The organism is Halomonas sp. CnH100-B, from assembly GCF_024124605.1.
Taxonomy (GTDB): Bacteria; Pseudomonadota; Gammaproteobacteria; order Pseudomonadales; family Halomonadaceae; genus Vreelandella.
In genome coordinates, this window is record NZ_JAMXRX010000001.1 from 464,571 (window position 1) to 479,808 (window position 15,238).

General features: G+C 58.7%; 13 protein-coding genes. 8 read left to right on the forward strand and 5 right to left on the reverse strand.

The window, feature by feature from the left end; genetic code table 11:
• Position 1: 1 nt before the first annotated feature.
• Positions 2-1,735, reverse strand: coding sequence for a proline--tRNA ligase (locus tag NH398_RS02030; protein WP_253016164.1), 1,734 nt, complete (start codon positions 1,733-1,735; stop codon positions 2-4).
• Between the two features lie 252 nt (positions 1,736-1,987).
• Between NH398_RS02030 and NH398_RS02035 the strand changes: the two genes are divergently transcribed.
• Entirely contained in the window at positions 1,988-2,422 is a 435-nt protein-coding gene (locus NH398_RS02035; RefSeq protein ID WP_159342424.1) for a hypothetical protein, read from the forward strand.
• 88 nt (positions 2,423-2,510) lie between these two features.
• Here NH398_RS02035 and NH398_RS02040 read toward each other — a convergent pair whose 3' ends face one another.
• The gene (locus tag NH398_RS02040; protein WP_253016166.1) at positions 2,511-3,716 is read right to left on the reverse strand and encodes a benzoate/H(+) symporter BenE family transporter; all 1,206 of its coding nucleotides are present in this window, start codon (positions 3,714-3,716) and stop codon (positions 2,511-2,513) included.
• A gap of 136 nt (positions 3,717-3,852) precedes the next feature.
• On the opposite strand from NH398_RS02040, the gene NH398_RS02045 reads away from it, so the two are divergent.
• Positions 3,853-4,440: an XRE family transcriptional regulator gene (locus tag NH398_RS02045; RefSeq protein WP_253016168.1), complete on the forward strand. Its 588-nt coding sequence runs from the start codon at positions 3,853-3,855 to the stop codon at positions 4,438-4,440.
• On the opposite strand, the gene nfo is transcribed toward NH398_RS02045, so the two are convergent.
• Complete coding sequence (gene nfo / locus NH398_RS02050) at positions 4,410-5,270, reverse strand: deoxyribonuclease IV (protein ID WP_253016170.1); 861 nt, start codon at positions 5,268-5,270, stop codon at positions 4,410-4,412. The genes NH398_RS02045 and nfo overlap by 31 nt on opposite strands.
• 86 nt (positions 5,271-5,356) lie before the next feature.
• The gene (locus NH398_RS02055; RefSeq protein WP_253016172.1) at positions 5,357-6,133 is read right to left on the reverse strand and encodes a glycerophosphodiester phosphodiesterase family protein; all 777 of its coding nucleotides are present in this window, start codon (positions 6,131-6,133) and stop codon (positions 5,357-5,359) included.
• A 177-nt stretch (positions 6,134-6,310) separates the two neighbouring features.
• On the opposite strand from NH398_RS02055, the gene NH398_RS02060 reads away from it, so the two are divergent.
• Complete coding sequence (locus NH398_RS02060; RefSeq protein ID WP_253016174.1) at positions 6,311-7,288, forward strand: NADPH:quinone reductase; 978 nt, start codon at positions 6,311-6,313, stop codon at positions 7,286-7,288.
• Positions 7,289-7,308: 20 nt separating this feature from the next.
• Here NH398_RS02060 and NH398_RS02065 read toward each other — a convergent pair whose 3' ends face one another.
• Positions 7,309-8,202, reverse strand: coding sequence for a MurR/RpiR family transcriptional regulator (locus NH398_RS02065; RefSeq protein ID WP_253016176.1), 894 nt, complete (start codon positions 8,200-8,202; stop codon positions 7,309-7,311).
• Between the two features lie 187 nt (positions 8,203-8,389).
• Between NH398_RS02065 and NH398_RS02070 the strand changes: the two genes are divergently transcribed.
• The 5 genes from NH398_RS02070 to NH398_RS02090 all read left to right on the forward strand — a co-directional run bounded on the left by NH398_RS02070 (position 8,390) and on the right by NH398_RS02090 (position 15,096).
• The gene (locus NH398_RS02070) at positions 8,390-9,199 is read left to right on the forward strand and encodes an enoyl-CoA hydratase/isomerase family protein (protein WP_253016178.1); all 810 of its coding nucleotides are present in this window, start codon (positions 8,390-8,392) and stop codon (positions 9,197-9,199) included.
• Positions 9,200-9,271: 72 nt separating this feature from the next.
• A complete protein-coding gene (locus NH398_RS02075; protein ID WP_253016180.1) occupies positions 9,272-11,452 on the forward strand; it encodes an acetate--CoA ligase in 2,181 nt (726 codons plus the stop codon).
• Positions 11,449-12,252: an enoyl-CoA hydratase-related protein gene (locus NH398_RS02080; protein ID WP_253016182.1), complete on the forward strand. Its 804-nt coding sequence runs from the start codon at positions 11,449-11,451 to the stop codon at positions 12,250-12,252. Before NH398_RS02075 ends, NH398_RS02080 begins: the two co-directional genes overlap by 4 nt.
• Before the next feature lie 129 nt (positions 12,253-12,381).
• A complete protein-coding gene (locus NH398_RS02085) occupies positions 12,382-14,220 on the forward strand; it encodes an SLC13 family permease (protein WP_253016184.1) in 1,839 nt (612 codons plus the stop codon).
• 117 nt (positions 14,221-14,337) lie between these two features.
• Positions 14,338-15,096, forward strand: coding sequence for a DeoR/GlpR family transcriptional regulator (locus NH398_RS02090; RefSeq protein ID WP_054645152.1), 759 nt, complete (start codon positions 14,338-14,340; stop codon positions 15,094-15,096).
• Positions 15,097-15,238 lie beyond the last annotated feature (142 nt).

Sequence of the window (15,238 nt, forward strand, 5' to 3'; positions counted from 1 at the left end):
GTTACTCTGCGCTAGCAAGGCCCGCTTGTTCACGCAGGAAGTCGACGATCTTGTCGGCAGGAATCATGGTGGCTTCGCTATCGCGACGGCCTTTGTACTCCAGCTCGCCGTTGTCCAGGCCACGGTCGCCAATCACCAAACGGTGAGGGACGCCCATCAGTTCCAGGTCAGCAAACTTCACGCCGGGGCGCGTATCACGGTCGTCCAGCAGCACGTCTAAGCCCGCAGCGGTCAGCGTTTGGTAGAGGCGCTCGGACTCTTCACGTACGCGCTGTGACTTATGCGCGTTCATCGGTACTAACGCGACCTGGAACGGCGCAATCGCATTGGGCCAAATAATGCCAGCATCGTCGTGGTTCTGTTCAATGGCTGCTGCGACCACGCGGGTCACGCCAATGCCGTAGCAGCCCATCCACGGGTGGCTGGTTTTGCCGTTGTCGCCCAGGACGGTGGCATTCATCGCTTCGGAGTATTTTTTGCCAAGCTGGAACACGTGGCCGACTTCGATACCGCGCTTGATCGAGAGCGTGCCTTGGCCATCGGGAGACGGGTCGCCCTCTACGACGTTACGCAGGTCAGCCACCTGCGGCAGAGCCGCATCGCGCTCCCAGTTGATGCCGAAGTAGTGCTTGCCATCGACGTTGGCGCCCGCGCCGAAGTCGCTCATTAAGGCCACGCTGCGGTCGATGATGATCGGCATCGCTAAACCGACCGGGCCCAGCGAGCCCGGGCCAGCACCGACGACGGCACGAATTTCCTCTTCGCTGGCCATGGTCAGCGGGGCTTTTACCTGAGGCAGGTTTTCCGCTTTGACTTCGTTGAGTTCATGGTCGCCGCGAACCAGCAGCGCAATGAGGCCGCCTTCTGCCGCGTGAACCATCAACGTTTTGACGGTCTTCTCGATGGGCAGCTTGAATTGCTCTACCAGCGTGGCGATGGTTTTGGCATTCGGAGTATCGACCAGACGCATCTCTTCGCTGGGGGCCGCGCGCTCGACGTTGCTGCCCAGCGGCGCGGGCAGCGCTTCGGCTTTTTCGATGTTGGCCGCGTAATCAGACGCGTTGGAGAACACGATATCGTCTTCGCCGGAGTCGGCCAGCACGTGGAATTCGTGAGAGCCCGTGCCGCCAATGGAGCCGTTATCGGCAATGACCGGGCGGAAATCGAGGCCAAGGCGCGTGAAAATACGCGAATAGGCGTCGTACATGCCTTGGTACGTCTCTTTGAGCGAGGCTTCGTCCAGGTGGAAGGAGTAGGCATCTTTCATGATGAATTCACGCGAGCGCATCACGCCAAAGCGCGGGCGAATCTCATCACGGAATTTGGTTTGAATCTGGTAGAAGTTCACCGGCAGCTGCTTATAGCTGGCAATCTCTTTGCGCACCAGGTCCGTGATGACTTCTTCATGGGTCGGACCCACGCAGTAATCGCGCTCGTGACGGTCCTTCAAACGCAGCAATTCCGGGCCGTACTGTTCCCAGCGGCCAGACTCCTGCCACAGGTCAGCAGGTTGAACGGCAGGCATCAGGACTTCTTGGGCACCGGCGCGGTTCATCTCTTCACGCACGATGGCTTCGACTTTGCGCAGGGTGCGCAGCCCCAGGGGCAGCCAGGTGTACAGGCCCGAGGTAAGACGGCGGATCATACCGGCGCGCAGCATTAACTGGTGGCTGATGACTTCAGCGTCGGCCGGGGTTTCTTTTAATGTCGCAATCAATAATTGGCTGGCGCGCATGGGCGTGAGCATTCCTTGGTTGGTAGCGGTGATGCGGAATCGTTATATCGAACGTAGCGCTTAATCGAGCGTTGAATTCGGCATTGTACGGCCAAGCGGGTAAGGCGGCAAAATCCTAACGAACCTGTCGAGGGTGTGCCGCATGGGAAGTGTGCTAGAATCGAACGGCTTTTGAGTCGGTAGCCGCTGATTTGACCACAACAACGCACATCGCTTCGGCTATCGGTACGTCAAGATTTTGAGGGAACCTCCATGCAGCAAGCAGTTCGCCGTTGGTTAACGGGGGCCGTTGTAGGTGTCTCCATTGTGGCATTGAGCGGTTGCGGTACCATGTTTTACCCCGAGCGGAAGGGGCAAATGAGCGGTGATGTCGACCCGGTGGTGGCGATTGCCAACGGTGTGGGTTTGCTGTTTTTCATCGTACCCGGGGTAATTGCCTACGCCGTGGATTTCTCTAATGGCACTATCTACCTGCCTAGCGCGAGTAGCGCATCGGTCGATATTCACCACTTAGACGACGCTATGGACGTGGCCTCCCTGGAGAAGCTGCTGTCGGATAAAGCAGGTCAACCGGTGAGCTTGGAGAACGAGTTGCTGGTGATCGAGGAGATGGGCAGCTTGGATGAAGCGCTGGCCATGGTGCGGATGTCCGGCGTGTTGGATGAAGAGCGGCTGGCCACGATGTAGAGGGTTGGCGTCTTTATCTGAACGGACGTCTTAAAGGCCCCTGGCAGGCTAACCTGCCAGGGGCCTTTATGTATTGCCGCACAGTTTTTTACGATGTTGCTTTCGCTGTGGTGATTTTCAATACGGCTAAGCCAGCCACCAAGCCCCAAAAGGCTCCTCCGATCCCCAGCAACGTTATGCCCGAACCGGTCAGCAAAAACGTCACGATGGCCGCATCGCGCTGTTCGCTTTTTTCAAATGCGCCTGCTAAACCGCCGCTCAGCGTGCCCAACAAGGCAATACCTGCCAGCGCTAGCACCAGAACACTAGGCAGGGCGTTGAAGAGGCCGGTCACCGTGGCACCAAAAACGCCCATCGCCATATAAAAAACGCCCGCAGCAACGCCTGCGGTATAGCGCCGTTTGGGGTTGGGATGAGCATCCGGCCCCATGCACACGGCGGCGCTAATGGCAGCCATGTTCAGCGCGTAACCACCAAACGGTGCGAGCAGCAGCGTAGCGCCGCCTGTCCAGGCGATCAGCGGCGAGCTGTTGGGGTGGTAGCCTGCTGCCCGCAGTACCGCCACGCCGGGCAGATTTTGAGTCGCCATAGTAATCACGAAGAGCGGTACGCCAATACTCAGCAGCGTCATTGGGTTGAACGCGGGGGCGGTAAAAACTGGGAGCGTGGGCGTGAGCGGAATACCCTGCGTGCTGATGTGGCCTTGTAACAGGGCAATCGCCACGCCGGTGAGTAGCACCCCCGGCACTGCCAGCGTTGGCCATAAACGCCTGCCTGCGACCCAGGCGGCCAGCATGGCTAGCGGCAGCAGCCACTGACGCTCCATCACGTTAAACAGCTCAAGTCCAAAGCGCAGCAGAATACCGGCCAGCATAGCGGAGGCAATGGCGCTGGGGATGTGGCGCATCAAGCGCTCGAACAGCCCCGTGACCCCGCATAAGGTGATCAGTAGCGCTGAGAACAGAAACGCGCCGATAGCTTCTTCGATAGGAATGCCGGGAAGGCTCGTCGCTAGAAACGCCGCTCCCGGTGTCGACCACGCTGTTAATAGCGGCATCCGGTAGCGCAGCGACAGCCCCAGCGAAGTCAGGCCCATCCCAATGCCTAGCGCCCACAGCCACGAGCTGATTTGCGCCGTGCTGGCACCGGCGGCCGCTGCGGCTTGGAAGATAATTGCCGCTGAGCTGGTATAGCCAATCACCACGGCGACGAAGCCCGCAATGATCGTAGACAAACTAATATCGCGCCAAAGACTGGGCGCAGCGGAGTCGTGGCAGGTGGATGGCGCTTCCATGGGTGGCCTCTCCCAAGCTGTGATGGCAAGATGTGCGTTATAGCGCACGTCTTTCACGTTACCACTGTGCGTTATAGCGCACAATAGGGGCAGCAGGCTGTGTCACAATGTTCAAAGCGGTAGTCAGGAGAAGCCAATGGCCAGTGAGCCACACACCATTGCGGAACATATTGCGGGAACGGTGCGGCAACTGCGCAAAGAGCGTGGCTGGAGCCTGGATCGTGCCGCCGGTGAAACCGGGGTGAGCAAAGCCATGCTCGGCCAGATCGAACGGGGCGAGTCCAGCCCGACAGTCTCGACGCTCTGGAAGATTGCCAGCGGCTTTCGGGTGTCATTTTCGACTCTGTTTGACAGTGACAAGCCCGCATTAGGGGAACTGCACCGGGATGGATGGGAGTCGGTATGGGGCGACGACAGCGCCGGTATGCAGGCTCGGCTGCTGTTTCCTTACGACCCGCTGCTGGGTTTCGAGATGTTCATGATCGAACTCGCACCAGGGGCGATTAGTGAATCATCGGCGCATGCTAGCGGGGTGGTGGAACACATCGTGGTGGTGGAAGGAGAGATGGAGCTACGCATCGACGAGCGCTGGCAAACGCTGCGGGCAGGTGAGGGGCTGCGCTTTTTTGCTGACCGGCCCCACGCCATGCGTAATAACACCGCGACGCGATTACGCTTTCACGACGTGATTCACTACTTACCCGGCGCGGCCTCCGGCACTTGAGCGCGCAGCCAGTTGAGCTCGTCGGCCCATATCTCGGGTTCGATGGTCTCTAAAATCATTGGAATGCCGTGGATGCGCTCGTCTCGCATAATGGTGCTAAAGGCATCGAGCCCAATATTGCCCTTACCCAGGCTGTGGTGGCGATCGACGCGGCTGGCAAAGGCACTTTTGGCATCGTTCAAGTGCATGCCGCGCAAGTACTCAAAACCGACGACCTTGCCAAGCTCATCCAGGGTGGCCTGTGTTGCGTCGCGGGTGCGGAGGTCGTACCCGGCAGCGAAAGCGTGGCAGGTATCGATACACACGCCCACCCGGGATTTATCCTCTACCTGATCGATAATCTCGGCCAAGTGCTCAAAACGCCAGCCGAGGTTGGTGCCTTGGCCCGCGGTGTTTTCAATCACGGCGGTCACGCCCCGGGTGTCAGCCAGCGCTTCGTTGATCGAGTCGGCAATGCGCGACAGGCACTCGGCTTCGCTGATCTTGTTCAGGTGGCTGCCGGGATGGAAGTTGAGCAGCGTTAGCCCTAGCTGCTCGCAGCGCTGCATCTCATCCAAAAACGCCGCGCGGGACTTGGCCAGCCCCTCGGCTTCTGGGTGACCCAGGTTAATCAGATAGCTATCGTGGGGCAGAATCTGCTCAGGGCCAAAGCCATGGGTTTTGCAGGCCTGCTTGAAGGCCGCGATGGCCTCGTCCGTTAGCGGTTTCCCCTTCCACTGACGCTGGTTTTTGGTGAACAGCGCCAACGCCGTTGCACCGATATCAACAGCACGAAGGACGGCCTGATCCGCGCCGCCCGCCGCGCTAACGTGCGCACCAAGATAGTTCATCGTTCTCCTTATTACGTTGTCCCAGTGACGTTGCCCTAGTGACGCTACCCCAGTCTCATTGCCTGAATGTAAACAGGTTAAATAGGTTAAGCGGGCTGGCCTGCGCGCTGGCGGTTGTCTAGGTAGCGTTTAAAGGCAGCAGGTTCATCGGTAATGGCGCTGGCAATGCCCCAGGCCCAGCGGCTATCAAATGCGCTGGGGTCGTTGGCGGTATAGCAAAGAATTTGGTAACCGTCGCGGCACATGGCGGCGGCCTGGGTCTGTTTGAGCCGCGGCCAATGCGGGTGAATACTAAACGCCTCGACCGCTTCGCACTGTTCGCGCCAGATTTTGGGCACACTGCCAAACAGCGCCCCTAACGCCAGGGCCTCTTTGGGGGCATGTTGGCGGCAGTGGGCTAAGGCTACGGGGTCAAACGACGAGATCACTAGCCGCTCAGGGGGGAGGGCGGCTAGAACAGCAGGCAGTACCACGTCCACCAAGCGGATGGGGTCACGCCCTTTGTTGACCTTGATTTCTAGGTTAACGCCCATCTCCAGCTCGTTGAGCAGGGCGAGCATGGCCTCCAGGCTGGCCATCTTTTCCCCCGCAAAGCGGTCACCAAACCAACTGCCCACATCTAACTGCTGTGCCTGCTGCCATGTCAGGTTGGCGAGCTCGCCACGGCCATCCGAGCAGCGGCGAACGTCGCCATCGTGCCAGATGACCGGTGTATCATCCTTCAGCAGCTGTACATCCAATTCCACCCAGGTTGCGCCTGCTTGGTGGGCGGCGCGTACGGCTGCGAGGGTGTTTTCGGGCGCGGCAGCGGAGTAGCCGCGGTGGGCGATGAGCGTGGGGACAGAAATTGCGGGATGGGTCATAGCCACTCCGTATAGTGGTCGCCAATTGAGCGTCATGAAGCACAATGTTGCCAAGTTTAGCATGGGTGCATGACGGCAACGTGTCCGCCTAGTGAGCTAATGGCTTGATTAATGACGCCCAACGCGGTTGGATAGCGCGCAGGGTATGTCCAATAATTAACAACAGGAGTGTCATTGATGTCTAAGCGTATCCAGCTTGCTAACACCGGTGGGTCAGAGGTATTGGAGTGGGTCGATGTCGAACCTGCCGCCCCCGCTGCCGGTGAAGTGCGCATCGCTAACAAAGCGGTGGGGCTAAACTTTATCGATATCTACTTCCGCACGGGACTTTACCCCGCGCCCGCCATGCCAACAGGGTTAGGCACCGAAGGCGCAGGTATTGTGGATGCCGTCGGTGAGGGCGTCACGCATCTCAAAGTAGGTGACCGTGTGGCTTACGCCCAAGGCCCGCTGGGCGCTTACGCCGAACTGCATACGCTGCCTGCGTCCAAAGTCGTCAAACTGCCGGATTTTATCGATTTCGACACCGCTGCCGCCAGCCTGCTGAAAGGCTTAACGGTGCAGTATCTGCTGCGTCAAACCTATGAGCTTAAAGGCGGTGAGACCATTCTGTTCCACGCGGCGGCCGGGGGCGTTGGCTCCATTGCCTGCCAGTGGGCTAAAGCGTTGGGCGTGAAGCTGATTGGTACGGTGAGCTCTCAGGAAAAAGCCGACCTAGCCATGGCCAACGGTGCATGGGCGACCATCAACTACACCGAAGAGAACGTGGTGGAGCGGGTGCGCGAGCTGACCAACGGCGAGATGTGTGACGTGGTGTATGACTCGGTGGGTAAAGACACCTGGGAAATGTCGCTGGACTGCTTGAAGCCCCGTTCGCTGATGGTGAGTTTCGGCAACTCTTCTGGCCCTGTGGATGGCGTGAATATCGGTATTTTGAACCAAAAAGGCGCGCTGTTTGTGACTCGCCCAAGCCTGAACGGCTACGCCGACACCCGTGAGCGCCTGGAAATGATGTGCGAAGAGTTTTTCGCCATGATCGAGAGCGGCAAAATCCACATCGACGTGGCCAACCGCTACCCGCTGCAAGACGCCGGTAAGGCTCAGGATGCGCTGCAGAGCCGTAAAACCACCGGCTCCACGATTCTGCTGCCGTAACGCTTACTCAATATCGACACTTACTCGATATCGATATAAGCACCCAACTGACGCATTCGGCTCTCAAAGCTTGTCACGTTATCGACCAGCTGGTCGGGGCCGAATGCCACGCACTCCGCCAAAATCGCTTCGCTGAGCGTAATCGCCGCTAATATCGACGGGAAAAAGTGCGGCGTAGCGTTGGCAACGGTAAACGTCACGCTGGCCCCCGGCACCAGCGGTGAGCGCAGCGTGTCGGTAATTACAATCGCCTGCACGCCGTTGGCGCGGGTAATCTCCAGCGCCTTCACCGTCTCGGCGCAGTAGGGTTCAAAGCCAAACGCTACCACCACATCCTGCTCGTTGAACGGGGCCAACTCGGTGAGCAAGCCTCCCTCCTGGCCGCGAATGAGCGTCACTTCCGGCATCGCAATGCGCCCCACGTAGGCAAAGTGGTACGCGCAGGCGAAGGTGTCGCGAAACCCGACCACGGCGACTCGCCGCGCGGCTAAGATTCGCGCGGCGGCCTCTTTGACGCGCGTTTGGTTATCCGCCGTAAACAGCCTGCCAATATTATCGAAGGCAGCGTCGCCTACCTCCGCAAACAGCGCCGCTTCTGGGTTTCGGTGCTGCTGCTTCAGCTGGCTGGCGCGGCCGGATAGCTCCACCGGCGCTGCCTGTACCGCCGATTGAAACACCTCCCGAAACGGCTCGTAGCTCTCGAACCCAAGCCGCTTGGCTAGCCTGACCAGGGTGGAGGGGGTGACGGATGCCGCCTGAGCCGTTTTGCGGATCGACTGAAACGCCATCTCTGCAGGATGTTCCAGCACGTAGCTGGCGGCGCGCTTGAGCTGTGGGCTAAGCGCTGCATAGCTCTCGGCTAGCTGCTGGTGAATGCTGTCCAGGCTGGTGGCGTGAGTGGCGTTGTCTGGCATGGCACCCTCTTTTATGAAAGTAAAACATTTGTGCCAATGATAAATGTTTTTGCAACAGATGTATTGACGTCGTCCCAGCGACTACTCTATCGTTCAAAAAGCACATCCGTTTCTTTTTATTTAAAATAAAGAAACAAACGTTTCGTTAAGTTTTGACGACTGATCCGAGGAGGTTAGAAAAAGCACCATGCCTGCTGACGCTACTGCGCTGCCCAATTATGAAACGCTGCTGGTCACTCTGGATGCCCGCATATTGACCGTGCGACTGAATCGCCCGCAGCGCCTCAACGCGGTTGTTGAGGCGCTCTACCAAGAGCTGCTGGATGTGCTGCGAATAGCACAGCAGTCGCCTCAGGTCCGGGCGGTGGTGCTGACCGGTGAAGGGCGCGCGTTTTGTGTCGGTGCCGATATGAAGGCCCACGGCAGCGCTAAGCGCACCCTGTTTCAGCGCCGGGCGTATTTGCAGCTGGGCAACGACGTATGCGAAGCCATCGCCAAACTCAGTAAGCCGGTGGTAGCAGCTGTGAACGGCTATGCGCTGGGGGCTGGCGCGGAGATGGCGGTCTCCTGCGATTTTATCGTGATGGCTGACGAGGCGCAGATTGGTTTTCCAGAAACCAGTATTGGCACTTGTGTGGGCGGCGGTGTTTCAAAATTGCTGCCTCAACTGGTGGGGCTTACCCAAGCCCGGCGCTTGCTCTATTTAGGCGACAAAATTGATGGGCCAGAAGCCGCCAGGATCGGCTTGGCGCTGGCCAGCTACCCCCAAGCGCAGCTGATGGCCGAAGCGCAAACACTCGCCGAGCGGCTTGCCAAGCAGGCGCCAGTCTCCATGGCGATGCTCAAGCCGCTGGTCAACCGCAGCGCCCATACCAGCATGGAGAGCCAGCTGCAGCAGGAGCTGGATGCGGTGTTTACCTGCTCCACCACCGACGACTGGCAAGAGGGGGTCGATGCCTTTGCCGAGCGGCGCCCGCCTAATTTTCAGGGCCAATGAGTATGGGCTTAACCCTTAAAAACGAGTTCTGAATCAAGCCGTCGCGCACTTCTTTGTCAAACAGGTTTCGCCATGAACACTATCGAAGGTCATCTTCCAATCCGCAGCCCGCTGCATGACATCTTAGCCCCCACCGGCATTGCCATCGTTGGAGCCTCTGCGGACCCGACCAAGCGGGGCTATAAAGCCATGGTAGGGCTGATCAACGGCGGCTACCGGGGGGGCATCTATCCGATCAACCCAAAAGCCGATCATATTCTAGGTGTGAAGGCATGGCCCTCTATTGCCGAGATGCCGGGCAACCCCGAGCTTGCGCTGCTGTGTACGCCTGCCGCCACCGTGCCTGCGCTGATTGCCGAGTGTGGCCACCGGGGTGTGAAAGGGGCGGTGATTCTGGCCAGCGGGTTTGGCGAAACCGGTGAAGCGGGTGCGGCATTGGAGGCACAAATGATGGAGGCCGCCCGTGCCCACGGTGTGCGTATTATCGGCCCGAATACCTCCGGCATGTTTAACCTGCACCATCAGATCAACTTGCTGGCGCTGGAGAACGTCAAACCGGGCGATATCGGTATTATTTCCCAATCCGGCAATATGCTGCTCTCCCTGGCGCTGGAGGCCCAGCACAATGGGCAGGTGGGGTTTAGCACCTACGTTGGCCCGGGCAATCAGAGTGATATCGGCTTTAACGATTACCTGCGCTACCTAGGCGAAGACGAGCATACCCGTGTGGCGACGCTCTACGTGGAAGGCTTCCGTGATGGGCAGCAGTTTCTGAAAGTGGCCCGTGACGTGACCGCCATGAAGCCGGTGGTGGTGTATAAATCCGGTGCCACCGAGCAGGGCCAAAAGGCTGCCAGCTCCCATACCGGTGCGTTGGCCGGTAGCTACCAAATGACCGTCGATTTGTTGCGCCAGGCAGGCGTTAGCGTGGTGCAGTACTCCGATGAAATCCTGCCCGTGGCGGAAGGGCTAGGGCGGCTGCAAAAAGCCCCTGGTAAGCGCGTGGCGGTGATTTCTGACGGCGGCGGCCAAGCCACCATTGCCGCCGACCGGTTATCGGAGGCGGGCCTGACGTTGGCCGAGCTTTCCGACGCTACCCGCTCTGCACTGCGCGAGGTGTTACTGCCTCAGGCATCTACCCTTAACCCGGTGGACGTGGCGGGCTCCTCGGATGCGAACCCCTCGCTGCTGGCCCGCTGCATTGAGCTGGTGATGGCGGATGAAGGCGTCGATAGCGTCTTCCTGGTCGGCATGTTCGGCGGGTATAGCCTGCGCTTTGCGGAGTCGCTGATGGGGGACGAGATGCGTGGCGCGGAGCGCATGGTAGAGCTTGCTCAAGCCTCTGAGAAACCGCTGGTAATTTACAGCCTCTACGCCCCCATCAAACCGCCTGCGCTGCGCCGTTTACACGAAGCCGGTTTGCCGGTGTACGCCTCCATTGAGCATGCGGTGCGCGTGCTTGCTGCCTTAGGTGAGCGAGGGGAGTATCTGGCCAGCCAACAATTGCAGGAGACGATAGCGCCCGCCGCGCCATCGGAAACAGGCAAGGCCATGCTAAAAGCGGCCGAGGCGGAAGGGCGCGACTTACTGGAATTTGAAGCGAAATCACTGCTGGCGGAGCACGGCATCGTAGTGCCCGAGGAGTGGCTGGTGCGTCGTGAGGACGAACTCGCCGAGATCTTCCAGCGCACGCAGGGCAGGCCGCTGGCGATGAAGGTGGTCTCGAAAGATATCCTGCATAAATCCGACGCGAGCGGGGTCAAGCTCAACCTGGTGGGTGACGCCGCCCTGCGCGATGCCTTTCAGGCCATTCACTCCAACGCCCAGGCTTACGATCCGAACGCCCAGGTAGAGGGCGTGCTGGTCACGCCAATGGCGGAGAAGGGCGTTGAGGTGATTATCGGCATGCTGCGCGACCCGATTTTCGGCCCGGTGCTGATGTTTGGCTTGGGCGGTATCTTTGTGGAGGTGCTAGAGGACGTGGCCTTCCGCTCGCTGCCGCTGACCCTGCGCGACGCGCAGTCCATGGTCGATCAAATTAAAGCGCAAAAAGTGCTGGCGGGAGTGCGCGGGGCGGCAGGGGTCGATAAGCAGGCGCTGGTGTCACTGCTGATGCAGGTATCCCAATTGGTGGAGTCCTACCCGGAGATTAGCGAGCTAGACTTGAACCCGGTGATTGCCTATCCGGAAGGCCATTCTGCTGCTAACTATGCCATCGTCGATGCACGAATCATCGTGGAGCGCCAATCATGAGCCAAACGCTACCTGAATTAACCGACGCTACCCTAACGCTGGAAAACCGTGTGGCAACGCTCACGCTTAACCGCCACGACGTGCGCAATGCGCTCACCGGCACGGCGCTGGTGGATGATATCGTCGCTACCGCCGCATGGGTGAACCGTTGCCAGAACGTCTCGGTGTTGGTGATCACCGGTGCGGGGAGCGCTTTCTGTGCCGGGGGTAATGTAAAAGACATGGCCGAACGCAGCGGCGACTTTGCGGGGGACGTAGCCGAAGTCGCTGAGCGCTATCGCACGGGTATTCAGCGAATGCCGCTGGCGCTTCATCAAGTCGAAGTGCCCATCATCGCCGCCGTGAATGGTGCAGCGATAGGTGCTGGGTTTGATTTGGCCAATATGGCGGATCTGCGTATTGCGTCCCGCAAGGCGAGCTTTGGGGAGACGTTTCTTAATTTAGGCATCATCCCCGGCGATGGCGGGGCGTGGTTTATGCAGCGCCAAATTGGCTACCAGCGTGCCTTTGAGCTAACCCTCTCAGGCCGGGTGATCAGCGCTGATGAAGCGCTTGCCTACGGTGTAGTGCTGGAAGTCGTGGAGCCGGAGCAACTGATGGAAGCCGCACTGGCCCATGCCAACCGCATCGCGGCCCAGCCGCCGAAAGCGACACGCCTCACCAAGCGGCTCATGAAAATGGCCCCGGATATGGAGCTAAAGCCGTTTCTGGATGTGTGCGCCGTGTTCCAAGGCATGTGCCATAACGAACCGGAACATCTAGAAGCCGTCGAGCGGTTACTGGCACGAATGAAACGCTAACCCGCGCACTATTTTTTCCTATTTTTCAGTGCTTGTACGGCTGTATAGTCATCGCCTAATGTGATGCTGAACACTCCATACTTTCCGTGTCAGGGAAGAGGAGCGACAACATAGGGAGATGGCACGCGAATGACTCTGGAAAGTTTAGGACTGACCCCCAGCACGCTGGTGTTTATCGTGCTGGGTCTTACGCTGGTGGCCTTTATCTGGGGTCGGTTTCGCTACGATTTGGTCGCCTTGGCGGCCCTGCTAGGTTCGGTAATGCTTGGGCTGGTGCCTGCGGATGACGCCTTTGCAGGCTTTGGCCATCCTGCGGTGATTACCGTGGCAGCGGTGCTGGTGTTAAGCCGTGGTTTTGAGCGCTCCGGCGTGGTGGATGTCATCGCCAATCAGGTACTCAAAGTGGGTGAGCGCTTAATGCTGCAACTGCTCGTACTGGTGGGTACGGTCGTTGTGCTGTCTGGCGTGATGAATAACGTAGGGGCGCTGGCGCTGCTGCTGCCGGTGGCCATGCGGCTTGCCCGTGAACACAATACCTCTCCTTCGCTGCTGTTGATGCCGCTAGCGTTTGGGTCGCTCCTGGGTGGCTTGACCACGCTGATCGGGACGCCGCCTAACATCATTATTTCCACTTACCGGGGCAATATTACCGGCGACAACTTTGGCATGTTTAGTTTCTCACCAGTGGGCATAGTGGTGGCACTCGTTGGCTTGGCATTTATCGTGCTGGTGGGCTGGCGATTGACGCCCAAGCGCAGTAGCCAAGCGGCAGCGGATGACATGTTCGATACGGCTAACTACCTGGTCGAGTTGAAAGTGACCGAGGACTCCAAGGCCAACGGGCTGACCCTGCAGCAGCTGCGCGATGAGCTCGAGGAAACCATTCCCGTTTTGGCGGTGGTTCGTGAAGACAACCGTCGAGCGGGCTACCAGTTTCATGGCGTGCTTCGTGAAGGCGACATCCTGCTGCTGGAAGCCGGCCCCGACGAGCTGAAGCTGCTGGAGGACAAAGTGGGTCTTAGCGCCATTGCCGAACCCGAAGAGCCAGAGGACGGACAGGAGCAGCGTGAGGATGCAGAGAAGGGCGATGAGCGTCAGCCGGTCGATACCGAAGGGTTACAGCTCATCGAAGCCGTCGTGCGTAACGATTCGATGATGATCAATCGCAGCGTCCGGCAGCTTCGCCTCAACCATCAGTTTGGCTTGCATTTAGTGGCCGTGGCCCGTGACGGTGGCCGCTTGAAGCAGCGACTGCGAGACATTCGTTTTCAAACCGGTGACGTGTTGCTGCTTCAGGGCAGTGAGAACGAAATCGCCGATAGCTTATCGACCCTCGGCTGCCTGCCGCTGGCCAACCGTGAGCTGCATCTGGGGCAGCCGCGAAAATTGGCCGTGTCGGTGGGTATTTTCGCCTTGGCGATCGTCGCGATGCTGTTCGATCTGCTACCCGCTGCCGTCGCCATGAGCACCGCCGCGCTGGTGTCGCTGCTGATTGGCGTACTGCCGTTGAGGGATGGCTATCAAGCCATCGATGGCCCGGTGATCGTCTTGCTTGCCGCCATGCTGCCCGTGGGCGAAGCGCTGGAAACCAGCGGCGGTGCGGATATCATAGCCGACGCGCTGCTGCGCTTTGGCGTGGAGTGGCCGATTATCGTCTCCTTGGTGGGACTGTTTCTGCTCTCCATGCTGCTCTCCAACGTGGTCAATAATGCAGCCGCCGCTTTGCTGATGGCGCCCATTGCGGCCAGCCTCGCCAACGGCTTCGATGCCTCTTTGGACCCGTTCTTGATGGTGGTGGCCGTGAGTGCTTCCTGTGCGTTTTTAACTCCGATTGGGCATCAGTCGAATACCCTGGTGTTAGGCCCCGGTGGCTACCGGTTTGGTGATTACTGGAAGCTGGGGTTGCCGCTATCGCTGGTGGTCATGGCGGCGGCCATTCCCGCCATTCTGTGGGTGTGGCCGCTATAACCTAGCTGTAAGGCCACGCCAGACATCGGCCTGTTCGAATGTTCGCGCTATTAGATTCCGAAAATTTTGCTAATCTATAACGCACATAGACCAACAAATATCGAACAGGCCGGGCTTATGAACCAACAGTACCGCCAGGATGCCATCGTCGAACTGGTTCGCCAGCACGGCTATATGAGCATCGAACAGCTCACCGAGCACTTCGCGGTGACGCCGCAAACCATCCGCCGTGACTTAAATACGCTGGCCAACGAAGGCCGCGTGAGACGCGTACATGGCGGCGTTGGCGTGGAATCAAGCACGGTGAATACTGCTTACAGCACCCGCAAAACGCTACACCTAGAAGAGAAAGAGCGCATTGCCCGTTGTTTGGCGCAGCACATTCCTCACCACGCATCGCTGTTCATTAATATCGGGACCAGTAACGAGATGATCGCCCAGGCGCTTTTAGAGCATCAAGGGCTGGAGATCATTACCAATAACTTGAACGTGGCGGCGATTCTGCAGCATAAAGAGGACTTCACCGTGATCATCGCGGGCGGGCAGGTACGCTCTCGAGATGGAGGAATCATTGGTGAGGCCACCATCGACTTCATTAATCAGTTCAAAGTGGATTACGGCATCATCGGGATCAGCGGCATCGACGAGGATGGCTCGCTGCTGGAGTTCGATTACCAAGAGGTGCGCGTTGCCCAGGCGATCATTGCTAACTCCCGCCGGGTGTATCTAGCCGCCGACTACTCGAAGTTCCACCGTAACCCGGTGGTGCGTCAGGGCAATATCTCCCAGTTGGATGCGCTGTTTACCGACCGTAAGCCCCCCGAGGCGATTCAGCGACTGCTCACCCAACACGATGTCGCACTGCACATTGCTTAGCGCCTGCTACAACACCGCTCAGGAGCGCTATGGCTAAGGTGGGAGAGTTTCATACTTGAGCATTCCAGACGCCTGGAGTAGCCTTGAATGATAATAAAACGAAACAAAACAGACAAAATCGAAAGATCCTACAACAAAGTGA

What these genes read in the sequence shown, in the direction of transcription:
- NH398_RS02030 (WP_253016164.1), bottom strand. Translation starts at nt 1,735, where the DNA reads ATGCGCGCCAGCCAATTATTGATTGCGACATTAAAAGAAACCCCGGCC.
- NH398_RS02035 (WP_159342424.1), top strand. Translation starts at nt 1,988, where the DNA reads ATGCAGCAAGCAGTTCGCCGTTGGTTAACGGGGGCCGTTGTAGGTGTC.
- NH398_RS02040 (WP_253016166.1), bottom strand. Translation starts at nt 3,716, where the DNA reads ATGGAAGCGCCATCCACCTGCCACGACTCCGCTGCGCCCAGTCTTTGG.
- NH398_RS02045 (WP_253016168.1), top strand. Translation starts at nt 3,853, where the DNA reads ATGGCCAGTGAGCCACACACCATTGCGGAACATATTGCGGGAACGGTG.
- nfo (WP_253016170.1), bottom strand. Translation starts at nt 5,270, where the DNA reads ATGAACTATCTTGGTGCGCACGTTAGCGCGGCGGGCGGCGCGGATCAG.
- NH398_RS02055 (WP_253016172.1), bottom strand. Translation starts at nt 6,133, where the DNA reads ATGACCCATCCCGCAATTTCTGTCCCCACGCTCATCGCCCACCGCGGC.
- NH398_RS02060 (WP_253016174.1), top strand. Translation starts at nt 6,311, where the DNA reads ATGTCTAAGCGTATCCAGCTTGCTAACACCGGTGGGTCAGAGGTATTG.
- NH398_RS02065 (WP_253016176.1), bottom strand. Translation starts at nt 8,202, where the DNA reads ATGCCAGACAACGCCACTCACGCCACCAGCCTGGACAGCATTCACCAG.
- NH398_RS02070 (WP_253016178.1), top strand. Translation starts at nt 8,390, where the DNA reads ATGCCTGCTGACGCTACTGCGCTGCCCAATTATGAAACGCTGCTGGTC.
- NH398_RS02075 (WP_253016180.1), top strand. Translation starts at nt 9,272, where the DNA reads ATGAACACTATCGAAGGTCATCTTCCAATCCGCAGCCCGCTGCATGAC.
- NH398_RS02080 (WP_253016182.1), top strand. Translation starts at nt 11,449, where the DNA reads ATGAGCCAAACGCTACCTGAATTAACCGACGCTACCCTAACGCTGGAA.
- NH398_RS02085 (WP_253016184.1), top strand. Translation starts at nt 12,382, where the DNA reads ATGACTCTGGAAAGTTTAGGACTGACCCCCAGCACGCTGGTGTTTATC.
- NH398_RS02090 (WP_054645152.1), top strand. Translation starts at nt 14,338, where the DNA reads ATGAACCAACAGTACCGCCAGGATGCCATCGTCGAACTGGTTCGCCAG.